Below are 16637 nucleotides of genomic sequence, written 5' to 3'. Positions count from 1 at the left end.
ACTCAGCCCAGCTGCTCGGCCGAGTAGTAGCCGCTGTCGATCAGCACTTCGTAGTTGCTCTTGTCGATGATCACCGGCTCGAGCAGGTAGGACGGGACGACCTTCTCCCCGTTGTCGTAGTCGGTGGTGTTGTTGACCTCCGGCTCGTCGCCGCTGAGGACGGCGTGCGCCATCTCGACGGTCTTCTTGGCCAGCTCGCGGGTGTCCTTGAAGATCGTCGAGTACTGCTCGTCGGCCAGGATCGACTTGACCGAGACCTCCTCGGCGTCCTGCCCGGTCACCACCGGGTAGGGCTGGCCGGCGGTGCCGTATCCGCTGCTCTTGAGCGCGGACAGGATGCCGATGGAGAGCCCGTCGTACGGCGAGAGCACCCCGTCGACCGTGACGCCGCCCTGGTAGGTGCGGGTGAGCAGGTCCTCCATCCGCCGCTGTGCGGTCTCCGGGTCCCAACGCAGGATCGCGACGGTGTCGAAGTCGGTCTGGCCGCTGCGGATCACCAGCTTGCCCGAGTCGATGTGCGGCTGCAGCACCGACATCGCGCCGTCGAAGAAGAAGGTGGCGTTGTTGTCGTCCGGCGATCCGGCGAACAGCTCGATGTTGAACGGGCCGTCGGCCTCGCCGGCGGAGCCGTCCGCGTTGAGCATGCCGAGTCCGACCAGCAAGGACGTGGCCTGCTGTACGCCAACCTTGAAGTTGTCGAAGGTGGCGTAGTAGTCCACGTTCGGGCTGTTGCGGATGAGTCGGTCGTAGGCGATGACCGGGATGCCCTGGTCGGCGGCCTGCTGCAGCTGGGTGGTCAGCGCCGTGCCGTCGATCGAGGCGACGATCAGCAGCCGGGCGCCCCGGGTGATCTGGTTCTCGATCTGGTTGACCTGGGTCGGGATGTCGTTCTCCGCGTACTGCAGGTCGACCTCGTAACCCAGCTCCTCCAGCGCGGCCTTGACGTTGTCGCCGTCGCTGATCCAGCGTTCGGAGGACCGGGTGGGCATGGTGACACCGACCAGGGCCCCCGTGTTGTCGCCGTCGCCGGTCTCCTGGTTGATGGTCTTCTCGCTGGAGCCGCAGGCGGCCAGGCTGGTCGCCAGGGCAGCGGCTACGCCGATCGTGGCCAGCCGTTGGATTATGGTGCTCGTGCGCAGTTGCACGGACGTCTCCCTCTCTGGGATGGGCTGCGGGCGGTGGCGCCGCAGGCGGGAGGTTGTGGTGCCGTGGGCGATGAGGTGCCGGACCGCTGGGCGGTGCACCGGGCACGGCGGGCGGCCGGTGGCCATGCGGCCCCGTCACGCTGTCGGGTTGCTGCAAACTATCGGTGGCACTGTGAGTCGCAGTGTTATCGCTCACAAGTTCGCTGTCAAGAGCCCCTACGCGATCCTTGGGAAACCGATGCGAAACATCCGACCGCCCGCGCCGGCGTCGCCCCGACGCCTCCGTTGCGGGACGTTTCCACAGCTCAAGGGCTGGATGTGGAGCGCCGTCGGCTCTGCTGGCGGGCCGGTTCAGCTGGGCGCGGCGACGCTGCGCCGGTGCACCAGGGTCGGCTCGATAGTGTGCCGCTCGTCGCTGCGCGCGCCCGACTCGATCTGCCGCAGCAGCAGCGCCAGACTCGCCTTGGCCACCGCGTCGAAGTCCGGCCGTACGGTGGTCAGCGGTGGGGTGAAGTAGGCGGCCTCCGGCACGTCGTCGAAGCCGACGATGCTGACCTCGTCCGGCACCCGCCGGCCCCGCTCGCTCAGGGCCCGCAGGATGCCCAGCGCGAGGTGGTCGTTGGCGGCGAAGATGGCGGTGACGTCGCGCATCCGGGCCAACATCTGCCCGGCGCGGTAGCCGGACGCCGCGCTCCAGTCGGCCGGCACCAGTGGCGGGACCTCGGCGCCGGCGTCCCGCAGGGTCTGCTCCCAGCCGTGGATCCGCCCGGCGCTGTCGAACCAGTCGCCCGGACCGGAGACGTGCCAGACGGTCGGGTGACCCGCGTCCAGCAGGCACCGGGTGGCGGCCCGGGCCCCGGCCGCCTGGTCGACGGTGACCAGCGCGGTGTTGTGCTGCGGGTCACCGTCGATGGTGACCAGTGGCACTCCGGCCGGCACCTGTTGCACGGCCTCGCCGGCGGAGACCACCGGTGCGAGCACTACCAGGCCGGCGACCCGCTGGTCGAGGTGGCGGTCGACGACGCCAGCGATGGACTGCCGATCCAGACTGCGGACGCTGCCCACGTTGACCGCGAACCCGGCGGCCCCGGCGGCCTGCTCGAACGCGGCGAGCAGGGACGCTGGGCCGTAGAGCGTCGAGTTCTGTGCCACCACTCCGATCACCTGTGACTTGCCGGTGACCAGGGCGCGGGCCGCGCGGTTCGGCCGGTAGCCCAGCTCGGCGATGGCGGCTCGGACCCGTAGCCGGGTCTGTTCGCGCACGTTGGGGTGACCGTTGAGAACCCGGGACACCGTCTGGTGGCTCACCCCGGCCAGCCTGGCCACATCCGTCATCGCTGGTTCCCGGACGCTTCTGCTGCTCACCGCTGCCCACCTCAAGTCCGGCCGGGACGTGCCGGCACTGCCGATGATCTTCAGACCCGGCGTGGTGCCAGGGCCGCGGAACTGGACCGGCCGGGTGGGCCGGGCTGTCTTCCGGTGCCCGTGCCAGCTCCGTCAACAGCGAGGTTAGCGGTCACCCACCGGGAGCCGCCATGGGCTGGCGGCGAGCCGAGGGGAGAACCTGGTTCCGCCGATCCGGCAGCGGTTGCCCTACTACGGAGACCCGACCGGATACCCTGGTCTGTGACCGTTGTCGATGTTATCGCTCATCTGATCGTCCCGCCCCACTCGGTGGTGCCGAGGAAAGTTGTCGCAACAGAGCGGTAACGGCCGCGATCCACCCCCTTGACGTGCTCGATGAGAACGGTAACACTCCTGAAACGCGGCGGTTGAGCCTCGGCCGTCGATGGCATCCCGACCAGTTGGGCCACCTGGGAAGGGTGTCGGTGGGTCGGAAGCTTGGCGTACGCCGGGTGTTTGACCGAATCGCAAAGTTAACGCTAACAGTCGGTCCACCGCATCCGTGGACCGTTTCGACCGCCGGTCGTCCGGCCAACCGGCGGACGACATCAGCCTCAGCGGGAGGTAGGCAGTGTTCAGACGTTTTTCCGCCGTCATGATCGCGGCGATGATGGTGGCGACCACCGCCGCCTGTGGTGACTCGGGCGCGGAGGGGGGTGGCGGCGGTGACGACCAGATCGTCCTCGGCTTCTCCCAGGTCGGCGCCGAAAGTGGCTGGCGTACGGCGAACACCAAGTCGGTCCAGGAGTCCGCGGCCGAGGCCGGGATCGAGCTGAAGTTCGCCGACGCCCAGCAGAAGCAGGAGAACCAGATCAAGGCGATCCGCAACTTCATCGCCCAGCGGGTCGACGTGATCGCCTTCTCCCCGGTCGTGGAGTCCGGGTGGGACACGGTGCTCAAGGAGGCCAAGGATGCCGAGATCCCGGTGATCCTGACCGACCGGGCAGTGGACTCGCAGGACGAGACGCTGTACGAGACCTTCATCGGCTCCGACTTCGTCCTCGAGGGTCGGCTCTCCGGGGAGTGGCTGGCCGAGGAGTTCGCCGACGAGCCCGGCCCGGTGCGGATCGTCGAGCTGCAGGGCACCACCGGCTCGGCTCCGGCCAACGACCGCAAGCAGGGCTTCGGTGAGGCGATCGCCGCCGACCCGAAGTTCGAGATCATCGCGTCGCAGACCGGTGAGTTCACCCGGGCCAAGGGCAAGGAGGTCATGGAGGCATTCCTCCAGGCCCACGACGACATCGACGTGCTCTTCGCGCACAACGACGACATGGGTCTCGGTGCGATCGAGGCGATCGAGGCGGCCGGTCTGGTGCCCGGTCAGGACATCACGATCATCACGATCGACGCGGTCCGCGACGGCATGCAGGCGCTCGCCGACGGCAAGATCAACTTTATCGCGGAGTGCAGCCCGCTGCTCGGGCCACAGCTGATGGATCTGGTCGAGCAGGTACACGCCGGTGAGTCGGTGCCCAAGCGGGTGGTCACCGAGGAGACCACCTTCACCCCGGAGCAGGCCAAGGAAGTACTGCCCACCCGGGAGTACTGAGCCGATCCGTCGTCCCGCCCGGCCACCGCGCCGGGCGGGACGACGGGGCAGGCGCCGGCCGCCGGCCCGGTCGGCCCTCGCAGGCGCCGACCGGGCCGGCGGTGGCCGACCGCAGCGACAGCAGTGAGAGGTACGGATGACCGACGCGGCGCCGATCCTGGAGATGACCGGGATCGGCAAGACCTTCCCCGGCGTCGTCGCGCTCGACGACGTCGATTTCCGGATGTTCCCCGGCGAGGTGCACGCCCTGATGGGCGAGAACGGCGCCGGCAAGTCTACTCTGATCAAGGTTCTCACCGGGGTCTACGGGATCGACCGCGGCGAGATCCGGCTCGCCGGCCGGCAGGTCCGGTTCGCCGGTCCGCTGCAGGCCCAGCAGGCCGGCGTCAGCACCGTCTACCAGGAGGTGAACCTCTGCCCCAACCTGTCGGTGGCGGAGAACATCTTCATCGGGCGGGAGCCCCGTCGGTTCGGCGCGATCAGGTGGGCCACGATGCGGCGCCGCTCGGCCGAGCTGCTGCACCGGCTGCACCTCGACATCGACGTGACGGCGCCGCTGGCCAGCCACTCGCTCGCCGTACAGCAGATGGTCGCCATCGCCCGCGCGGTGGACATCTCGGCCAAGGTGCTCATCCTCGACGAGCCGACCTCCAGCCTGGACGCCTCCGAGGTGGAACAGCTGTTCGCGGTGATCCGCCAGCTCAAGGATTCCGGGGTGGCGATCCTGTTCGTCTCGCACTTCCTCGACCAGGTCTACGAGATCGCCGACCGAATGACCGTGCTGCGCAACGGCCGGTTGATCGGTGAGTGGCCGGTCGCGCAGCTGAGCCAGCTGGAGCTGGTGGCCAAGATGATCGGCAAGGACCTCAGCGTGCTGGAGCAGCTCGACGGTGAGTCCAAGCCGGACCTGGCCACCCTGGAGGGCGGTCAGCCGGTGCTGGAGGCCACCGGACTCGGCCGGTCCGGGGCGATCGCCCCGTTCGACCTGACCATCCACGCCGGCGAGGTGGTCGGCTTCGCCGGGCTGCTCGGATCGGGGCGTACCGAGGCGGCCCGGCTGCTGTTCGGCGCCGACCGTGCGGAGCGGGGTCGGCTGAGCATCGCCGGCAGACCGACCGCGCTGCGCGGCCCGCGGACCGGGATGGCCAACGGCATCGCGTTCTGCTCGGAGAACCGCCGGGCCGAGGGCGTGGTCGAGGACCTGACCGTACGGGAGAATCTGGTCCTCGCCATGCAGGCCGCCCGGGGGTGGGCCCGACCGATCCCGCGTCGCCGCCAGGACGAGCTGGTCGCCAGGTACATCGCCGCGCTGCAGATCCGCCCGGCCGACCCGGAGCTGCCGATCCGCAACCTGTCCGGCGGCAACCAGCAGAAGGTGCTGCTGGCCCGCTGGCTGATCACCGAACCCAAGCTGCTCATCGTCGACGAACCGACCCGGGGGATCGACGTCGGCGCCAAGGCGGAGATCCAGCGCCTGGTGGTCGAGCTGGCCGGCGGCGGCATGGCGGTGCTGTTCATCAGCGCCGAGCTGGAGGAGGTCCTCCGGCTCAGCCACAAGATCGCGGTACTGCGGGACCGGCAGATGATCGACCAGCTCGCCAACGGCGCGGGCGTCGACGTGGACCGGATCATGCGGACCATCGCCGGGGAGGCGGCAGCATGAGCGACGCGCACCGACGACTGACCGGCCTGGTCCGGCAGCGGCTGTTCTGGCCGGTGCTGATCCTGGTGGTGCTGCTGGTCAGCAACCTGTTCTTCACCCCGAGCTTCTTCTCCATCACGGTTCGCGACGGGCACCTGTACGGATCGCTGATCGACATCCTGCGGGCCAGCACCCCGCTGGTCCTGGTCGCCGTCGGGATGACCGTGGTCATCGCCACCGGCGGCATCGACCTGTCCGTCGGCTCGGTGATGGCCATCTCCGGCGCGCTCGCCTGCCTGCACATCAGCGGTCTGGCCGACCAGAACAGCGTCGGTGGTGTGCTGTTCGCCGTCGCCCTGGCGCTCGGGCTGTCGGTGCTGCTCGGCCTCTGGAACGGCACCCTGGTCGCCGCGATCGGCATCCAGCCGATCATCGCCACGCTGATCCTGATGGTGGCCGGCCGAGGGCTGGCCCAGTTGATCACCGACGGGCAGATCATCAACGTCAACTCGGCACCGTACAAGGTGATCGGTGCCGGCTACGCGTTCACCCTGCCGGTGTCGGTGCTCATCGTCGTCGCGGTGGTCACCGCAGCGGCGCTGCTGATCCGGCGCAGCGCGCTCGGCATGCTGGTCGAGTCGGTCGGCGGCAACCCGACCGCCAGCCGGCTGGCCGGCATCCGCGCCCGGCAACTCGTCATCCTGGCGTACGTCTTCGCCGGACTGTGCGCCGGCATCGCCGGGCTCATCTTCAGCTCCAACGTCTCCAGCGCCGACGGCAACAACGCCGGCAACCTGATCGAACTCGACGCGATCCTCGCCGTCGTCATCGGCGGTACCGCGCTCACCGGTGGCCGGTTCTCCCTCGCCGGCAGCGTCCTCGGCGCGGTGATCATCAAGGCGCTGGACATCACCATCTACACCATCGGCATCCCCAGCCAGGCGAACCTGCTGTTCAAGGCGGTCGTGGTCATCGTGCTGTGCCTGGCCCAGTCGTCGGCGTTCCGCGCCCGACTGGCCGGGATCACCCGCCGGGGCGGCCCCGCCCGCCCGCCCGGGGCGCCGCCCGGGAAGCGACCGGACGGCGCCGGTGGCGGGCTGCCCCAGCAGACCGGCCCGGCGGCGCCGGCAGAGGCGGAGGTACGGGCATGATCGACGTCAGCGACCCCCGGCAGGCGACGGCCACCGCGCCGACGCCGACCGTCCGCCCTCGGCGGTACCTGCCGCAGCAACGGCACCTGCCGGTGCTCGCCACGCTCACCCTGCTCGCCACCATGTACGGCCTCGGCGCGCTCAACTACACCGGGTTCGCGCAGCCGCAGATCCTGCTGAACGTCTTCGTCGACAACGCCTTCCTGCTGGTCGTCGCGGTCGGGATGACCTTCGTGATCCTCACCGGCGGCATCGACCTGTCGGTCGGCGCGGTGGTCGCCCTGACCACCGTCTGCGCCGCCGTACTGCTGCGTGCGGGCTGGCCGGCCGGTGTGGTGCTGCCGCTGGTCCTGCTCGTCGGCACCACGCTCGGCCTGCTGATGGGTCTGATCATCCACTTCTTCGACATCCAGCCGTTCATCGTGACCCTCGCCGGGATGTTCTTCGCCCGTGGACTCTGCCACCTGATCACCAGCGACTCGATCCCGATCACCGACGCGTTCTGGACCGGCGCGGCCCAGCAGCGGCTGCGTTTCGGCGACGGCTACTTCATCTCGATCAGCGTGGTCATCGCGCTCGTCGTCGTACTGATCGCCGCCTTCGTGCTGGCGTATACGCCGTTCGGTCGCAAGGTGTACGCCATCGGCGGCAACCCCCAGTCGGCGTTGCTGATGGGCCTGCCGGTCGGGCGGACCCGGATCGCCGTCTACACCATCAGCGGGTTCTGCGCGGCGCTCGGCGGCGTGCTGCTCAGCTTCTACATGCTCTCCGGCTACAGCCTGCACGCCCAGGGAATGGAACTCGACGCGATCGCCGCGGTGGTGATCGGCGGCACGCTGCTGACCGGCGGATCGGGGTACCTGCTGGGTACGGTGCTCGGGGTGGGCGTGCTCGGTCTCATCCAGACGATCATCGCCTTCCAGGCGGATCTGAGTTCCTGGTGGACGAAGATCGTCATCGGCGCGCTGCTGTTCGCCTTCATCATCCTGCAACGCCTGGTCACCCGGCGGCGCGGATGACTCACCATAGTGGCCAGGCAGGAATCCACCACAGGGAGAACGGGTGAACACCGACCAGTACACCATCGGCATCGACTTCGGCACCCTGTCCGGGCGGGCCGTCGTGGTCCGAGTCGCCGACGGCGCCGAAGCCGGCTCGGCGGTGCACGAGTACCGCAACGCCGTCATCGACCGCGCCCTGCCCACCAGCGGCAAACCGCTGCCGCCGGACTGGGCGTTGCAGGGACCGGAGGACTACCGGGACGTGCTGCGCCACGCCGTGCCGGCGGCGCTCGCCGACGCCGGCGTGGCCCCGGCACAGGTGATCGGCATCGCCACCGACTTCACCGCGTGCACCGTGCTGCCGACCCTGGCCGACGGGACCCCGCTGTGCCAGCTGCCCGAGCTGGCCGAGCGCCCGCACGCCTGGCCGAAGCTGTGGAAGCACCACTCGGCGCAGCCGCAGGCCGACCGAATCAACGCCCTGGCCCACCAGCGCGGCGAGCCGTGGATCGGCCGCTACGGCGGCAAGATCTCCGCCGAGTGGCAGTTCGCCAAGGCGTTGCAGGTGCTGGAGGAGGACCCGGAGGTCTACTCCCGTACCGAGCGGTGGATCGAGGCCGCCGACTGGATCGTCTGGCAGCTGTGCGGCGCCGAGACCCGTAACGCCTGCACCGCCGGCTACAAGGGTATCTACCAGGACGGCCGGTACCCGGACCCGGCGTACCTGGCCGCGCTGCACCCCGACTTCGCCGACTTCGCGGCCACCCGGCTGGAGCATCCGATCCTGCCGCTGGGCGCCCGGGCCGGCGGGCTGACCACCGAGGCCGCCGGCTGGACCGGGCTGCCGGCCGGCATCGCGGTCGCCGTCGGCAACGTCGACGCGCACGTCACCCCGCCGGCGGCCGGCGCGGTCGCGCCGGGGCAACTGCTCGCCGTGATGGGCACCTCCACCTGCCACGTGATGAACGGCACCGACCTGGTCGAGGTCCCCGGCATCTGCGGCGTCGTCGACGGCGGCATCACCGCCGGGGCGTACGGCTACGAGGCCGGCCAGTCCGGCGTCGGTGACATCTTCGCCTGGTTCGTCGACAACGGCGTACCGCCGGCGGTGCACGACGAGGCCGCGCGCCTCGGACTCAGCGTGCACGAGCTGCTCACCCGGCAGGCCGCCGACCAACCGGTCGGCGGGCACGGGCTGGTCGCCCTGGACTGGCACAGCGGCAACCGGTCGGTCCTGGTCGACCACCATCTGTCCGGGCTGATCGTCGGGCTGACCCTGGCCACCCGGCCGGACGAGATCTACCGGGCGCTGATCGAGGCGACCGCGTTCGGTACCCGGACCATCGTGGAGACGTTCGAGCGGGCCGGGCTGCCGGTGACCGAGTTCGTGGTCGCCGGCGGGTTGAAACGAAACAAGCTGATCATGCAGATCTACGCCGACGTGCTGCGCCGGCCGGTCAGCGTGGCCAGCTCCGACCAGGCGCCGGCGCTCGGCTCGGCGATCCACGCGGCGGTCGCCGCCGGGGCGTACCCGGACGTGGTCACCGCGGCAGGGGTGATGGGCGCGGTGGAGACCGCCGTCTACCGCCCCGACCCCGATGCCGCCGCCGGCTACGACCGGCTGTACGCCGAGTACCAGCTGCTGCACGACCATTTCGGCACCGGTGCGGACAAGGCGATGCACCGGCTGCGGGACATCCGCAACGCCGCGCTCGCCCGCTCCGACCGGGAGGCTTCCGCATAATGACGACAACAACCGCCATCCACTCCGCCGAGATCACCCGGCTGCGTGCCGAGGTGTGCCGGCTGCACGAGCACCTGACCCGCTGGGGGTTGGTCACCTGGACCAGCGGCAACGTCTCGGCCCGGGTGCCCGGCGCCGACCTGCTGGTGATCAAGCCGTCCGGGGTCAGCTACGACGAGCTCACCCCGGCGCACATGGTCGTCACCGACCTGGACGGCGCGCTAGTCGAGGGCGACTACGCGCCGTCGAGCGACACCGAGGCGCACGCGTACGTCTACCGGCACATGCCGTCCGTCGGCGGGGTGGTGCACACGCACAGCCCGTACGCCACCGCCTGGTCGGCGCGCGGCGAGCCGATCCCGTGCGCGGTGACCGCGATGGCCGACGAGTTCGGCGGTGAGATCCCGGTCGGGCCGTTCGCGTTGATCGGCTCCGACGCGATCGGCCGGGGCATCGTCGCGACGCTCACCGGACACCGGTCACCGGCGGTGCTGATGCGCCAGCACGGCCCGTTCACCATCGGCGCGACCGCGAAGGCGGCGGTGAAGGCGGCGGTGATGTGCGAGGACGTGGCCCGCACCATCCACCTGGCCCGCCAGCTCGGTCCGGTCGAGCCGCTGCCGCAGGCGGCGGTCGACGCGCTGTACGAGCGCTACCAGAACGTGTACGGCCAGCGGTGAACCGCGGCCGGCAGAGATTGTCCAGATGGGACCGAGAAGTGGGGCACAGGGGGGATCCGTGGTGATGGAGGCATCGATGCGGTCGGCGCAGGTGTGGTTCCTGACCGGCAGCCAGGGGCTGTACGGTCCGGAGACGTTGCAGCAGGTGGCCGAGCAGTCCCAGGAGATCGCCCGGCGGTTGGACGCCGCCGACGGGCTGCCGGTCAAGATCGTCTGGAAGCCGGTGCTGACCAGCCCGGAGGAGATCCTGCGGGTCTGCCTTGCCGCCAACGCCGAACCCGGCGTGGTCGGGGTGGTCGCCTGGATGCACACGTTCTCCCCGGCGAAGATGTGGATCTCCGGCCTGGACGCGCTGCGCAAGCCGCTGCTGCACCTGCACACCCAGGCGAACGTTGAGTTGCCGTGGGCCGAGATCGACATGGATTTCATGAACCTGAACCAGGCCGCGCACGGCGACCGCGAGTTCGGCTACGTGCAGACCCGGCTCGGGGTGGCCCGCAAGACCGTCGCCGGCCACGTCAGCGACCCCCGGGTCGTCGGCCGGATCGCCGGCTGGGCGCGGGCCGCGATCGGCCACACCGAGCTGCGCTCACTGAAGCTGGCCCGGTTCGGCGACAACATGCGCAACGTCGCGGTCACCGAAGGCGACAAGGTAGAGGCGCAGGTCCGGTTCGGAGTCTCGGTCAACACGTACGGGGTGAACGAACTCGTCGAGGCGGTCGACGCGGTGCCGGACCCCGACGTCAAGGTTCTCGTCGACGAGTACGAGCAGCGCTACCGGGTGGACCCGGCGCTGCGGGCCGGCGGCGACCGGCACGACTCGCTGCGCTACGCCGCACGCATCGAGCTGGGCCTGCGCGGCTTCCTGACCGAGGGCGGCTTCCGGGCCTTCACCACCAACTTCGAGGACCTGGGCGGGCTGCGGCAGCTGCCCGGTCTGGCGGTGCAGCGGCTGATGGCCGACGGCTACGGCTTCGGCGGTGAAGGCGACTGGAAGACCGCCGTACTGGTGCGCACCCTCAAGGCGATGTCCGTCGGCACCTCCGGTGGTACGTCGTTCATGGAGGACTACACGTACGACCTGACCCTTGGTCAGGAGCTCATCCTCGGCGCGCACATGCTGGAGGTCTGCCCGAGCATCGCCGCCGACACCCCGTCGTGTGAGATTCACCCGCTGAGCATCGGCGGCCGGGAGGACCCGGTCCGGTTGGTCTTCGACGCCGCACCCGGCCGGGCCGTCGTGCTCGGCATGGTCGACCTGGGCGAACGGTTCCGCCTGGTGGCCAACGAGATAGAGGTCGTGCCGCCGGCACAGCCGTTGCCGAAGTTGCCGGTGGCCCGGGCGGTGTGGCGCCCCGAGCCGGACCTGCCGACGTCGGCCGAGGCGTGGCTGACCGCCGGCGGCCCGCACCACACCGTCCTCTCCCAGGCCCTCGGGGTGGACGAGTTGCACGATCTGGCCGAGATGACCGGCACTGAACTGGCGGTCATCGACGCCGACACGACGGTCCGGCGGTTCGCCGCCGAGCTGCGCTGGAGCCAGGCGTACCATCGGCTCGCCCGCGGCTTCTGACCTGCTGGTCCTGCTGCCCGGGTGCTGGCGCCCCGGGCAGCGGGGCGGGTGGATGCCCGGATCAGTGGCGATCGGCGTCGGGCACGTCGTGCGGCTCCAGGGCAGGTCGTCGAGGGGCTCCAAGCTGTCCAGGGCTGGAAGCTGGACCGCCGGGCTTTAGACGACCCGTAGCGTTAGTGGACCCTCGGGACACAACGATAGAGACCTCAGCACCGAGTGCTTCGGACGTACAGACACAGTGCGTCCGGGGTGTCAACCTGTCCGTGTTCGATCTGAGAGATCCGCGCCTGGCTTACCCGAGGGCTGCGTCAACCCCAGCCTGGGCAAGCCCAGCCGGACTTGCGCAACTCGGCCAGCTCATGCCTACGGATGTGGCCGAGGTTCTCAGCGCGAATCGTGGCTCGCCCCTCCTCTTCCGTGCGGTCGACCAGGTACTGCTCGTAGCGACCTTCGGCAATCGGGATCTTCGCCTGGTGACAGCGGTTCCGAAACGGGATCCGTGACAGGGGCAGTCCCCGGTCTGCTTGGCATCGTCGAACGCCGCCAGGTGACGGGGTGCGGGGGGGCGGGTCGGTCACGACTGCTTCGCGTACCGGGCGGGGGTACCGCCGCCGGTCCAGGCGTGCAGGTTCATGGTGGTCTGCGCGGCGCGGGCCTGGCTGGTCTGCCAGCGGCGGAGCGCGTCCTTGATGCGGTCGTTCTGCTCGTAGGTGCGGTCGAGTTCGGCGTAGACGATGCCGAGGTCGTGGGCGATCCGTTCGAGGAAGGCGGCGACTTCGCCGGGGTCCAGGCCCCGGCCGCCGCCGCGCCGCGGGATTGTCGGGAAGCGGTGGGCGCGGATCTGCCAAGGGCGGATCGGCCGGTACGCGGTGGGTCGCTGGTTGCGGCTGCGACCATCGGGTACGTGGTAGACGCCGCTGCCCGCCGGCCAGTCACGCGGTGGGGTGGTGGCCATCTTGCGGCGTTGCCAGCGCAGTCGCCAGCGTCGCCAAAGCTCTCGCATCACGTGTTCCTCCCCATTGTTCACTCCTGGTGCCGATCAGGCGGTGTCGTGGATGGGTCTGGACGGGGGGCGGCCCTGCCGCTTGCCGATCCCGGCGGGGCCACCCGCACCCTAATCGCCGCAGCCCTCCTTGGCAGTACGGCGACCAGGGCAAACCTTCGGGGCCGGGACGCCCAACGGCGTGACTCGCTACACGCCCCGACCGGAGGTGAGCGCCCCAAGCTGCCGTGCAAGGAGTGCTCGCGTCATAACATAGGCGCCTAAGCCGCCTATGTCAATGAATCCTTGTCGCGGTCACGTGTCTCGTGATCGAATCGGGTTGCCGTGCAAGGAGACTCCAAATGCCTACGCAGCCCGACTATGTCCGCATTTCGGACGCCTACGCCGCAGCGATCGTCAGCGGCCGGCTCAAGCCAGGGGAGAAGCTGCCCTCGATCGCCGAGATGAGCAAGCGCTACACGGTCGGTGCCACGACCATCAAGATGGTCCTCGTGCGGCTGGAAGCGCGCCGGCTGGTCCGCCGCCACCAGGGCAAAGGCACCTTCGTCGAGCCCAGCGACCGATGGCTACTGCCCGACGGTGACGATGATGACGAGCCAGATTTCGAGATCTGAGGGTTGCGGCGTAGTGGCAGGTCACCTGGCTTCCTGGCATCCAATCGTCACTAACCAGCCCACCCCAGCGGCTGGTAGTCGGGCAAGTGACAAGGAGTGTCGGGAGGGCGGACTTTCGTGGCGGGTCAGCCTCGTGGCTGTCGCTGGCGGCCGCACCGACTGGGGTCTGCCGCTGCGGCTCATGGCTACTTCGTGGATCGGCCAACTAGGACCGCCTAGTCGCGAACCACAGGAGACTGTCGGATACTTGACAGATCGCGATTTTCAACCTATTATGTGAATAATATTCGCCTATGCCCAGGGCTAACGCTAATCGATCTTGAATTGGGGAATTGATGATCAGAGAGGGTTAGCTTCGTTACTGTGTGCAGTTGTCGCCGCACTTGTCGTGTTGTTGAGTTCCGGTGCGGCAACCGCAGTGGAGCGAGTGGATCCAGTCGCCGTAGTAGACAAGGTCTACGCGTCAGTCGATCCAGAGGTCGAATATGAAGAGTTGTCTGTCAGGGAGCGGGCAGCATTCGATAGCCGCATGCTTGTGAAAACGGTCCAGTTTAGGACCACTGCTTTGGCTCCGGTCGACCGGGAAATTCTTCAACAAATGAGGCATGAGAATCCCGCGATCTCCGCATGTTGGCTTGGCCAAGCTACCGGAAGTTCTACGTCGTTGGCAGGAAATACCCTCTACACCTTCTGGGTGGTTGGCACCTGGTGTAACTCGGGCAGTACTGTTACCAGCGCGACCTACGACTATGCCGGTGGGGAGACTAAGTCGATAGGCTGGCGTCATGCTGGCGTTCAATCTCACGGTAGCGGCATCGTTGGCAACACTGCTCGAATTTGGGCTATGCAACGGTTTATTTTGGGAGTCGGCGGCTGGTAAACATTCAGGTGGTGCGCGAAGAGTGACGGTCAGCGCGGGTTGAGTGACGGGGTTCGACCGGCTCGACGCCGTTCTGTCCGTTGTGGTTTGATCTTGGCGTGTCGGTGTCGGAGGATCTGTCTCGTGAAGAGTTGATCTCGCTGGCACGGACGCAGGACGCTCGGATTGCTGAGCAGGACGCGCAGATCGCGGAGTTGACGGCGGCGTACGAGGCGCTCGCGGTGCGGCTGGCGCGGGTCGAGCATCTGTTGTCGCGGAACTCGTCGAACTCGTCGTCTCCGCCGTCGAAGGATGATGATCCGGGGCGTACGCCACCTGCGGCGAGGAAGAAGCGGGACACCCCGGCGGGTACGCGGGGTAGGCAGCGGGGTGCGCCGGGGTCGAACCTGGCCTGGTCGGATGCTCCTGATCAGCGGCGGGACCGGTTCCCCGAGGGTAGTTGCGGGTGCGGCGCGGAGTTGGTGGACGCGCGGGATCTGGGTGTGGTGGACCGGTATCAGCAGGTCGAGGTTCCGTTGATGACCGCGACGCTGACCCAGTACGACCAGCATGCGGTGCGGTGTGGGTGCGGGAAGCTGCACACCGCGGCCCGGCCGGAAGGCGCGGGGGCCGGTCCGGTGGGGTACGGCCCGAACCTGCAGGCGTGGGCGGTCTATCTGATGGTCGTGCATTTCATCCCGGTGCAGCGGTGTGTACAGATGCTTCGGTCGCTGACCGGTGCGACACCGTCGCCGGGGTTCGTGCACGGCGTGCTGACCCGGGTCGCGGCGCTGACCAGCGAGGTCGACAAACGGATCCGCATGTTGATCACCCTGGCGTACGCGGTGTGCTGTGACGAGACGCCGCTGCGGGTCGGGCCAAAGAAACCGAGGCCGGGCCGGAAGAAGGCCGAGAAGTACCTGCTCGTGGCGTGTACCGAGTTGTGGACTCACTACCAGGTCGGTGACCGGGACCTGGCCACGTTCACGGCGTTCGTGGTCAAGGACCTGACCGGCTCGGTGGTCGTGCACGACCGGTACCGGAACTACGACTCGGCCGAGTTGGGCACGCTGGTCCACCAACTGTGTTGCGCTCACCTGTTACGTGATCTTGACGGTGCGGCCGAGGTGTACCCCGACGCGGTCTGGCCGAAGCAGATCTCCGACGCGCTGCGCGCGCTGATCCACGAGACGAACACGGCCCGTGAGCAGAACCGGCCGGGCATCGACCCCACAGTGAAGGCCGAGTTGCTGTACCGGCTGCACCACGGCGTGCTGGTCGGACTGTCCGACACCAGCACCATCGGCAACCGGCCGGGTGAGCGTAAAGCCCGCCTGCTGTTGGAAGTCTTCCGGGACCGACGTGCCGACGTGCTGCGCTTCGTTGACGACCTGTTGGTGCCGCCGACGTCGAACCAGGCCGAACGGGACCTGCGACCGGCGAAGATCCAGCAGAAGATCTCCGGGCGGCTCACCAGCGAGCAACGCACCAAGGATCGGTACAAGATCCTCGGCTACGTCTCCAGCGCGGCGAAGAACGGCCTCGACAAAATGGCCGTCCTGCGCGACGCCATCCTCGGACGACCCTGGATGCCGAACCTACCCGCACCCACCTGACCCCCACCCCACCCAGGTCAACATCAGCCGGCGGCCACCAACCAACCGGCCATCACGCTATGCCACCACGCGGAATCCCAGCGCGCACCACCTGAATGTTTGCGGCGGCTGGGACGTGCAGACGGTCGACGAGTGCGTTCGCCTGAACGGTATGGCGAATGGTGGTAGCTCGGGCAATTTCACCTGCTCAATCTTCTGATCGAGCTATGCCGGTGTGAGGGCCACCGCAATTGCGATGGGTTCTCGCGCCGGCCCCTCGCCGACGTGTGGACGTGAGGGGGATCTTGTACGATCTGTCAACAGCGCAGGAGGAATGCCATGTCAACCCAGCAAGAGTCACTCAGCCCGGAGCAAACGAACTCCAAAATTGGTCTTGTGGCGGTCCTGTCCGTCCTTGGCCTGGCGACGTTGATCGTGAACTTCCTGCTGGCCGGTGCAGTAGGGGCTGCCGGTGCGGTTGCTTCAATCTGGGGACTGCGTACCGATCGGCGGCACCGAACCGCGTATCAGGTTCTGCTCGGCATCTCTCTGCTCACCGTGGCATTTTCGCTACTGATGAGCGCTTTCTTGCTCTCGGTGGACCGTCCGGAACCAAGCGTCACGGTCGTCCCGAAACCATGACCATGGCCTCAATCTCTCGACTGGATAGAGCCTGA

At 68.5% G+C, this 16637-nt stretch carries 13 protein-coding genes; 10 read left to right on the top strand and 3 right to left on the bottom strand.

The features are described from left to right. Positions 1 to 2 precede the first annotated feature (2 nt). Positions 3 to 1145 (bottom strand): multiple monosaccharide ABC transporter substrate-binding protein, encoded by a 1143-nt coding sequence (gene chvE, locus O7553_RS19785; RefSeq protein ID WP_281551187.1) that lies wholly within the window; start codon positions 1143 to 1145, stop codon positions 3 to 5. Positions 1146 to 1496: 351 nt separating this feature from the next. After that, a complete protein-coding gene (locus O7553_RS19780; RefSeq protein WP_281555677.1) occupies positions 1497 to 2480 on the bottom strand; it encodes a LacI family DNA-binding transcriptional regulator in 984 nt (327 codons plus the stop codon). Positions 2481 to 3144: 664 nt separating this feature from the next. On the opposite strand from O7553_RS19780, the gene O7553_RS19775 reads away from it, so the two are divergent. The 7 genes from O7553_RS19775 (at position 3145) to araA (ending at position 11889) form a co-directional block, all read left to right on the top strand. Continuing rightward, positions 3145 to 4098, top strand: coding sequence for an ABC transporter substrate-binding protein (locus tag O7553_RS19775; protein ID WP_281555676.1), 954 nt, complete (start codon positions 3145 to 3147; stop codon positions 4096 to 4098). Between the two features lie 136 nt (positions 4099 to 4234). After that, positions 4235 to 5761 (top strand): sugar ABC transporter ATP-binding protein, encoded by a 1527-nt coding sequence (locus O7553_RS19770; RefSeq protein ID WP_281551186.1) that lies wholly within the window; start codon positions 4235 to 4237, stop codon positions 5759 to 5761. After that, a complete protein-coding gene (locus O7553_RS19765) occupies positions 5758 to 6891 on the top strand; it encodes an ABC transporter permease (protein WP_281551185.1) in 1134 nt (377 codons plus the stop codon). Before O7553_RS19770 ends, O7553_RS19765 begins: the two co-directional genes overlap by 4 nt. Next, entirely contained in the window at positions 6888 to 7910 is a 1023-nt protein-coding gene (gene yjfF / locus O7553_RS19760; RefSeq protein WP_281551184.1) for a galactofuranose ABC transporter, permease protein YjfF, read from the top strand. The genes O7553_RS19765 and yjfF overlap by 4 nt, the downstream gene beginning before the upstream one ends. Positions 7911 to 7953: 43 nt before the next feature. Then, positions 7954 to 9636, top strand: coding sequence for a ribulokinase (gene araB / locus O7553_RS19755; protein ID WP_281551183.1), 1683 nt, complete (start codon positions 7954 to 7956; stop codon positions 9634 to 9636). After that, positions 9636 to 10316, top strand: a complete 681-nt coding sequence (locus O7553_RS19750; RefSeq protein WP_281551182.1) for an L-ribulose-5-phosphate 4-epimerase — start codon at positions 9636 to 9638, stop codon at positions 10314 to 10316. The genes araB and O7553_RS19750 overlap by 1 nt, the downstream gene beginning before the upstream one ends. Before the next feature lie 76 nt (positions 10317 to 10392). Continuing rightward, entirely contained in the window at positions 10393 to 11889 is a 1497-nt protein-coding gene (gene araA, locus O7553_RS19745; protein ID WP_281551181.1) for an L-arabinose isomerase, read from the top strand. Between the two features lie 574 nt (positions 11890 to 12463). Here araA and O7553_RS19740 read toward each other — a convergent pair. Continuing rightward, the gene (locus O7553_RS19740) at positions 12464 to 12892 is read right to left on the bottom strand and encodes a DivIVA domain-containing protein (RefSeq protein ID WP_281555675.1); all 429 of its coding nucleotides are present in this window, start codon (positions 12890 to 12892) and stop codon (positions 12464 to 12466) included. A 341-nt stretch (positions 12893 to 13233) separates the two neighbouring features. Between O7553_RS19740 and O7553_RS19735 the strand changes: the two genes are divergently transcribed. From O7553_RS19735 to O7553_RS19725, 3 genes are all read left to right on the top strand, one after another. Beyond that, positions 13234 to 13506, top strand: a complete 273-nt coding sequence (locus O7553_RS19735; protein ID WP_281551180.1) for a winged helix-turn-helix domain-containing protein — start codon at positions 13234 to 13236, stop codon at positions 13504 to 13506. A 978-nt stretch (positions 13507 to 14484) separates the two neighbouring features. Next, positions 14485 to 15981 carry an IS66 family transposase gene (locus O7553_RS19730; protein WP_281550504.1) on the top strand — a complete coding sequence of 499 codons (1497 nt, stop codon included), beginning with the start codon at positions 14485 to 14487 and terminating at the stop codon, positions 15979 to 15981. Positions 15982 to 16299: 318 nt separating this feature from the next. After that, a complete protein-coding gene (locus O7553_RS19725) occupies positions 16300 to 16602 on the top strand; it encodes a hypothetical protein (protein WP_281551179.1) in 303 nt (100 codons plus the stop codon). The last annotated feature ends 35 nt before the right edge of the window (positions 16603 to 16637 follow it).

It is taken from the genome of Solwaraspora sp. WMMA2059, from assembly GCF_027497315.1.
In the GTDB taxonomy this organism is placed as follows: domain Bacteria; phylum Actinomycetota; class Actinomycetes; order Mycobacteriales; family Micromonosporaceae; genus Micromonospora_E.
This window is presented reverse-complemented; position numbering and strand designations above follow the sequence as displayed.

Excerpts from the sequence above, each read along its gene's own strand:
- O7553_RS19765 (WP_281551185.1), top strand. The coding sequence starts at position 5,758 with ATGAGCGACGCGCACCGACGACTGACCGGCCTGGTCCGGCAGCGGCTG.
- O7553_RS19775 (WP_281555676.1), top strand. The coding sequence starts at position 3,145 with ATGATCGCGGCGATGATGGTGGCGACCACCGCCGCCTGTGGTGACTCG.
- O7553_RS19780 (WP_281555677.1), bottom strand. The coding sequence starts at position 2,480 with ATGACGGATGTGGCCAGGCTGGCCGGGGTGAGCCACCAGACGGTGTCC.
- O7553_RS19725 (WP_281551179.1), top strand. The coding sequence starts at position 16,300 with ATGTCAACCCAGCAAGAGTCACTCAGCCCGGAGCAAACGAACTCCAAA.
- O7553_RS19750 (WP_281551182.1), top strand. The coding sequence starts at position 9,636 with ATGACGACAACAACCGCCATCCACTCCGCCGAGATCACCCGGCTGCGT.
- O7553_RS19770 (WP_281551186.1), top strand. The coding sequence starts at position 4,235 with ATGACCGACGCGGCGCCGATCCTGGAGATGACCGGGATCGGCAAGACC.
- O7553_RS19740 (WP_281555675.1), bottom strand. The coding sequence starts at position 12,892 with ATGCGAGAGCTTTGGCGACGCTGGCGACTGCGCTGGCAACGCCGCAAG.
- O7553_RS19735 (WP_281551180.1), top strand. The coding sequence starts at position 13,234 with ATGCCTACGCAGCCCGACTATGTCCGCATTTCGGACGCCTACGCCGCA.
- yjfF (WP_281551184.1), top strand. The coding sequence starts at position 6,888 with ATGATCGACGTCAGCGACCCCCGGCAGGCGACGGCCACCGCGCCGACG.
- araA (WP_281551181.1), top strand. The coding sequence starts at position 10,393 with ATGCGGTCGGCGCAGGTGTGGTTCCTGACCGGCAGCCAGGGGCTGTAC.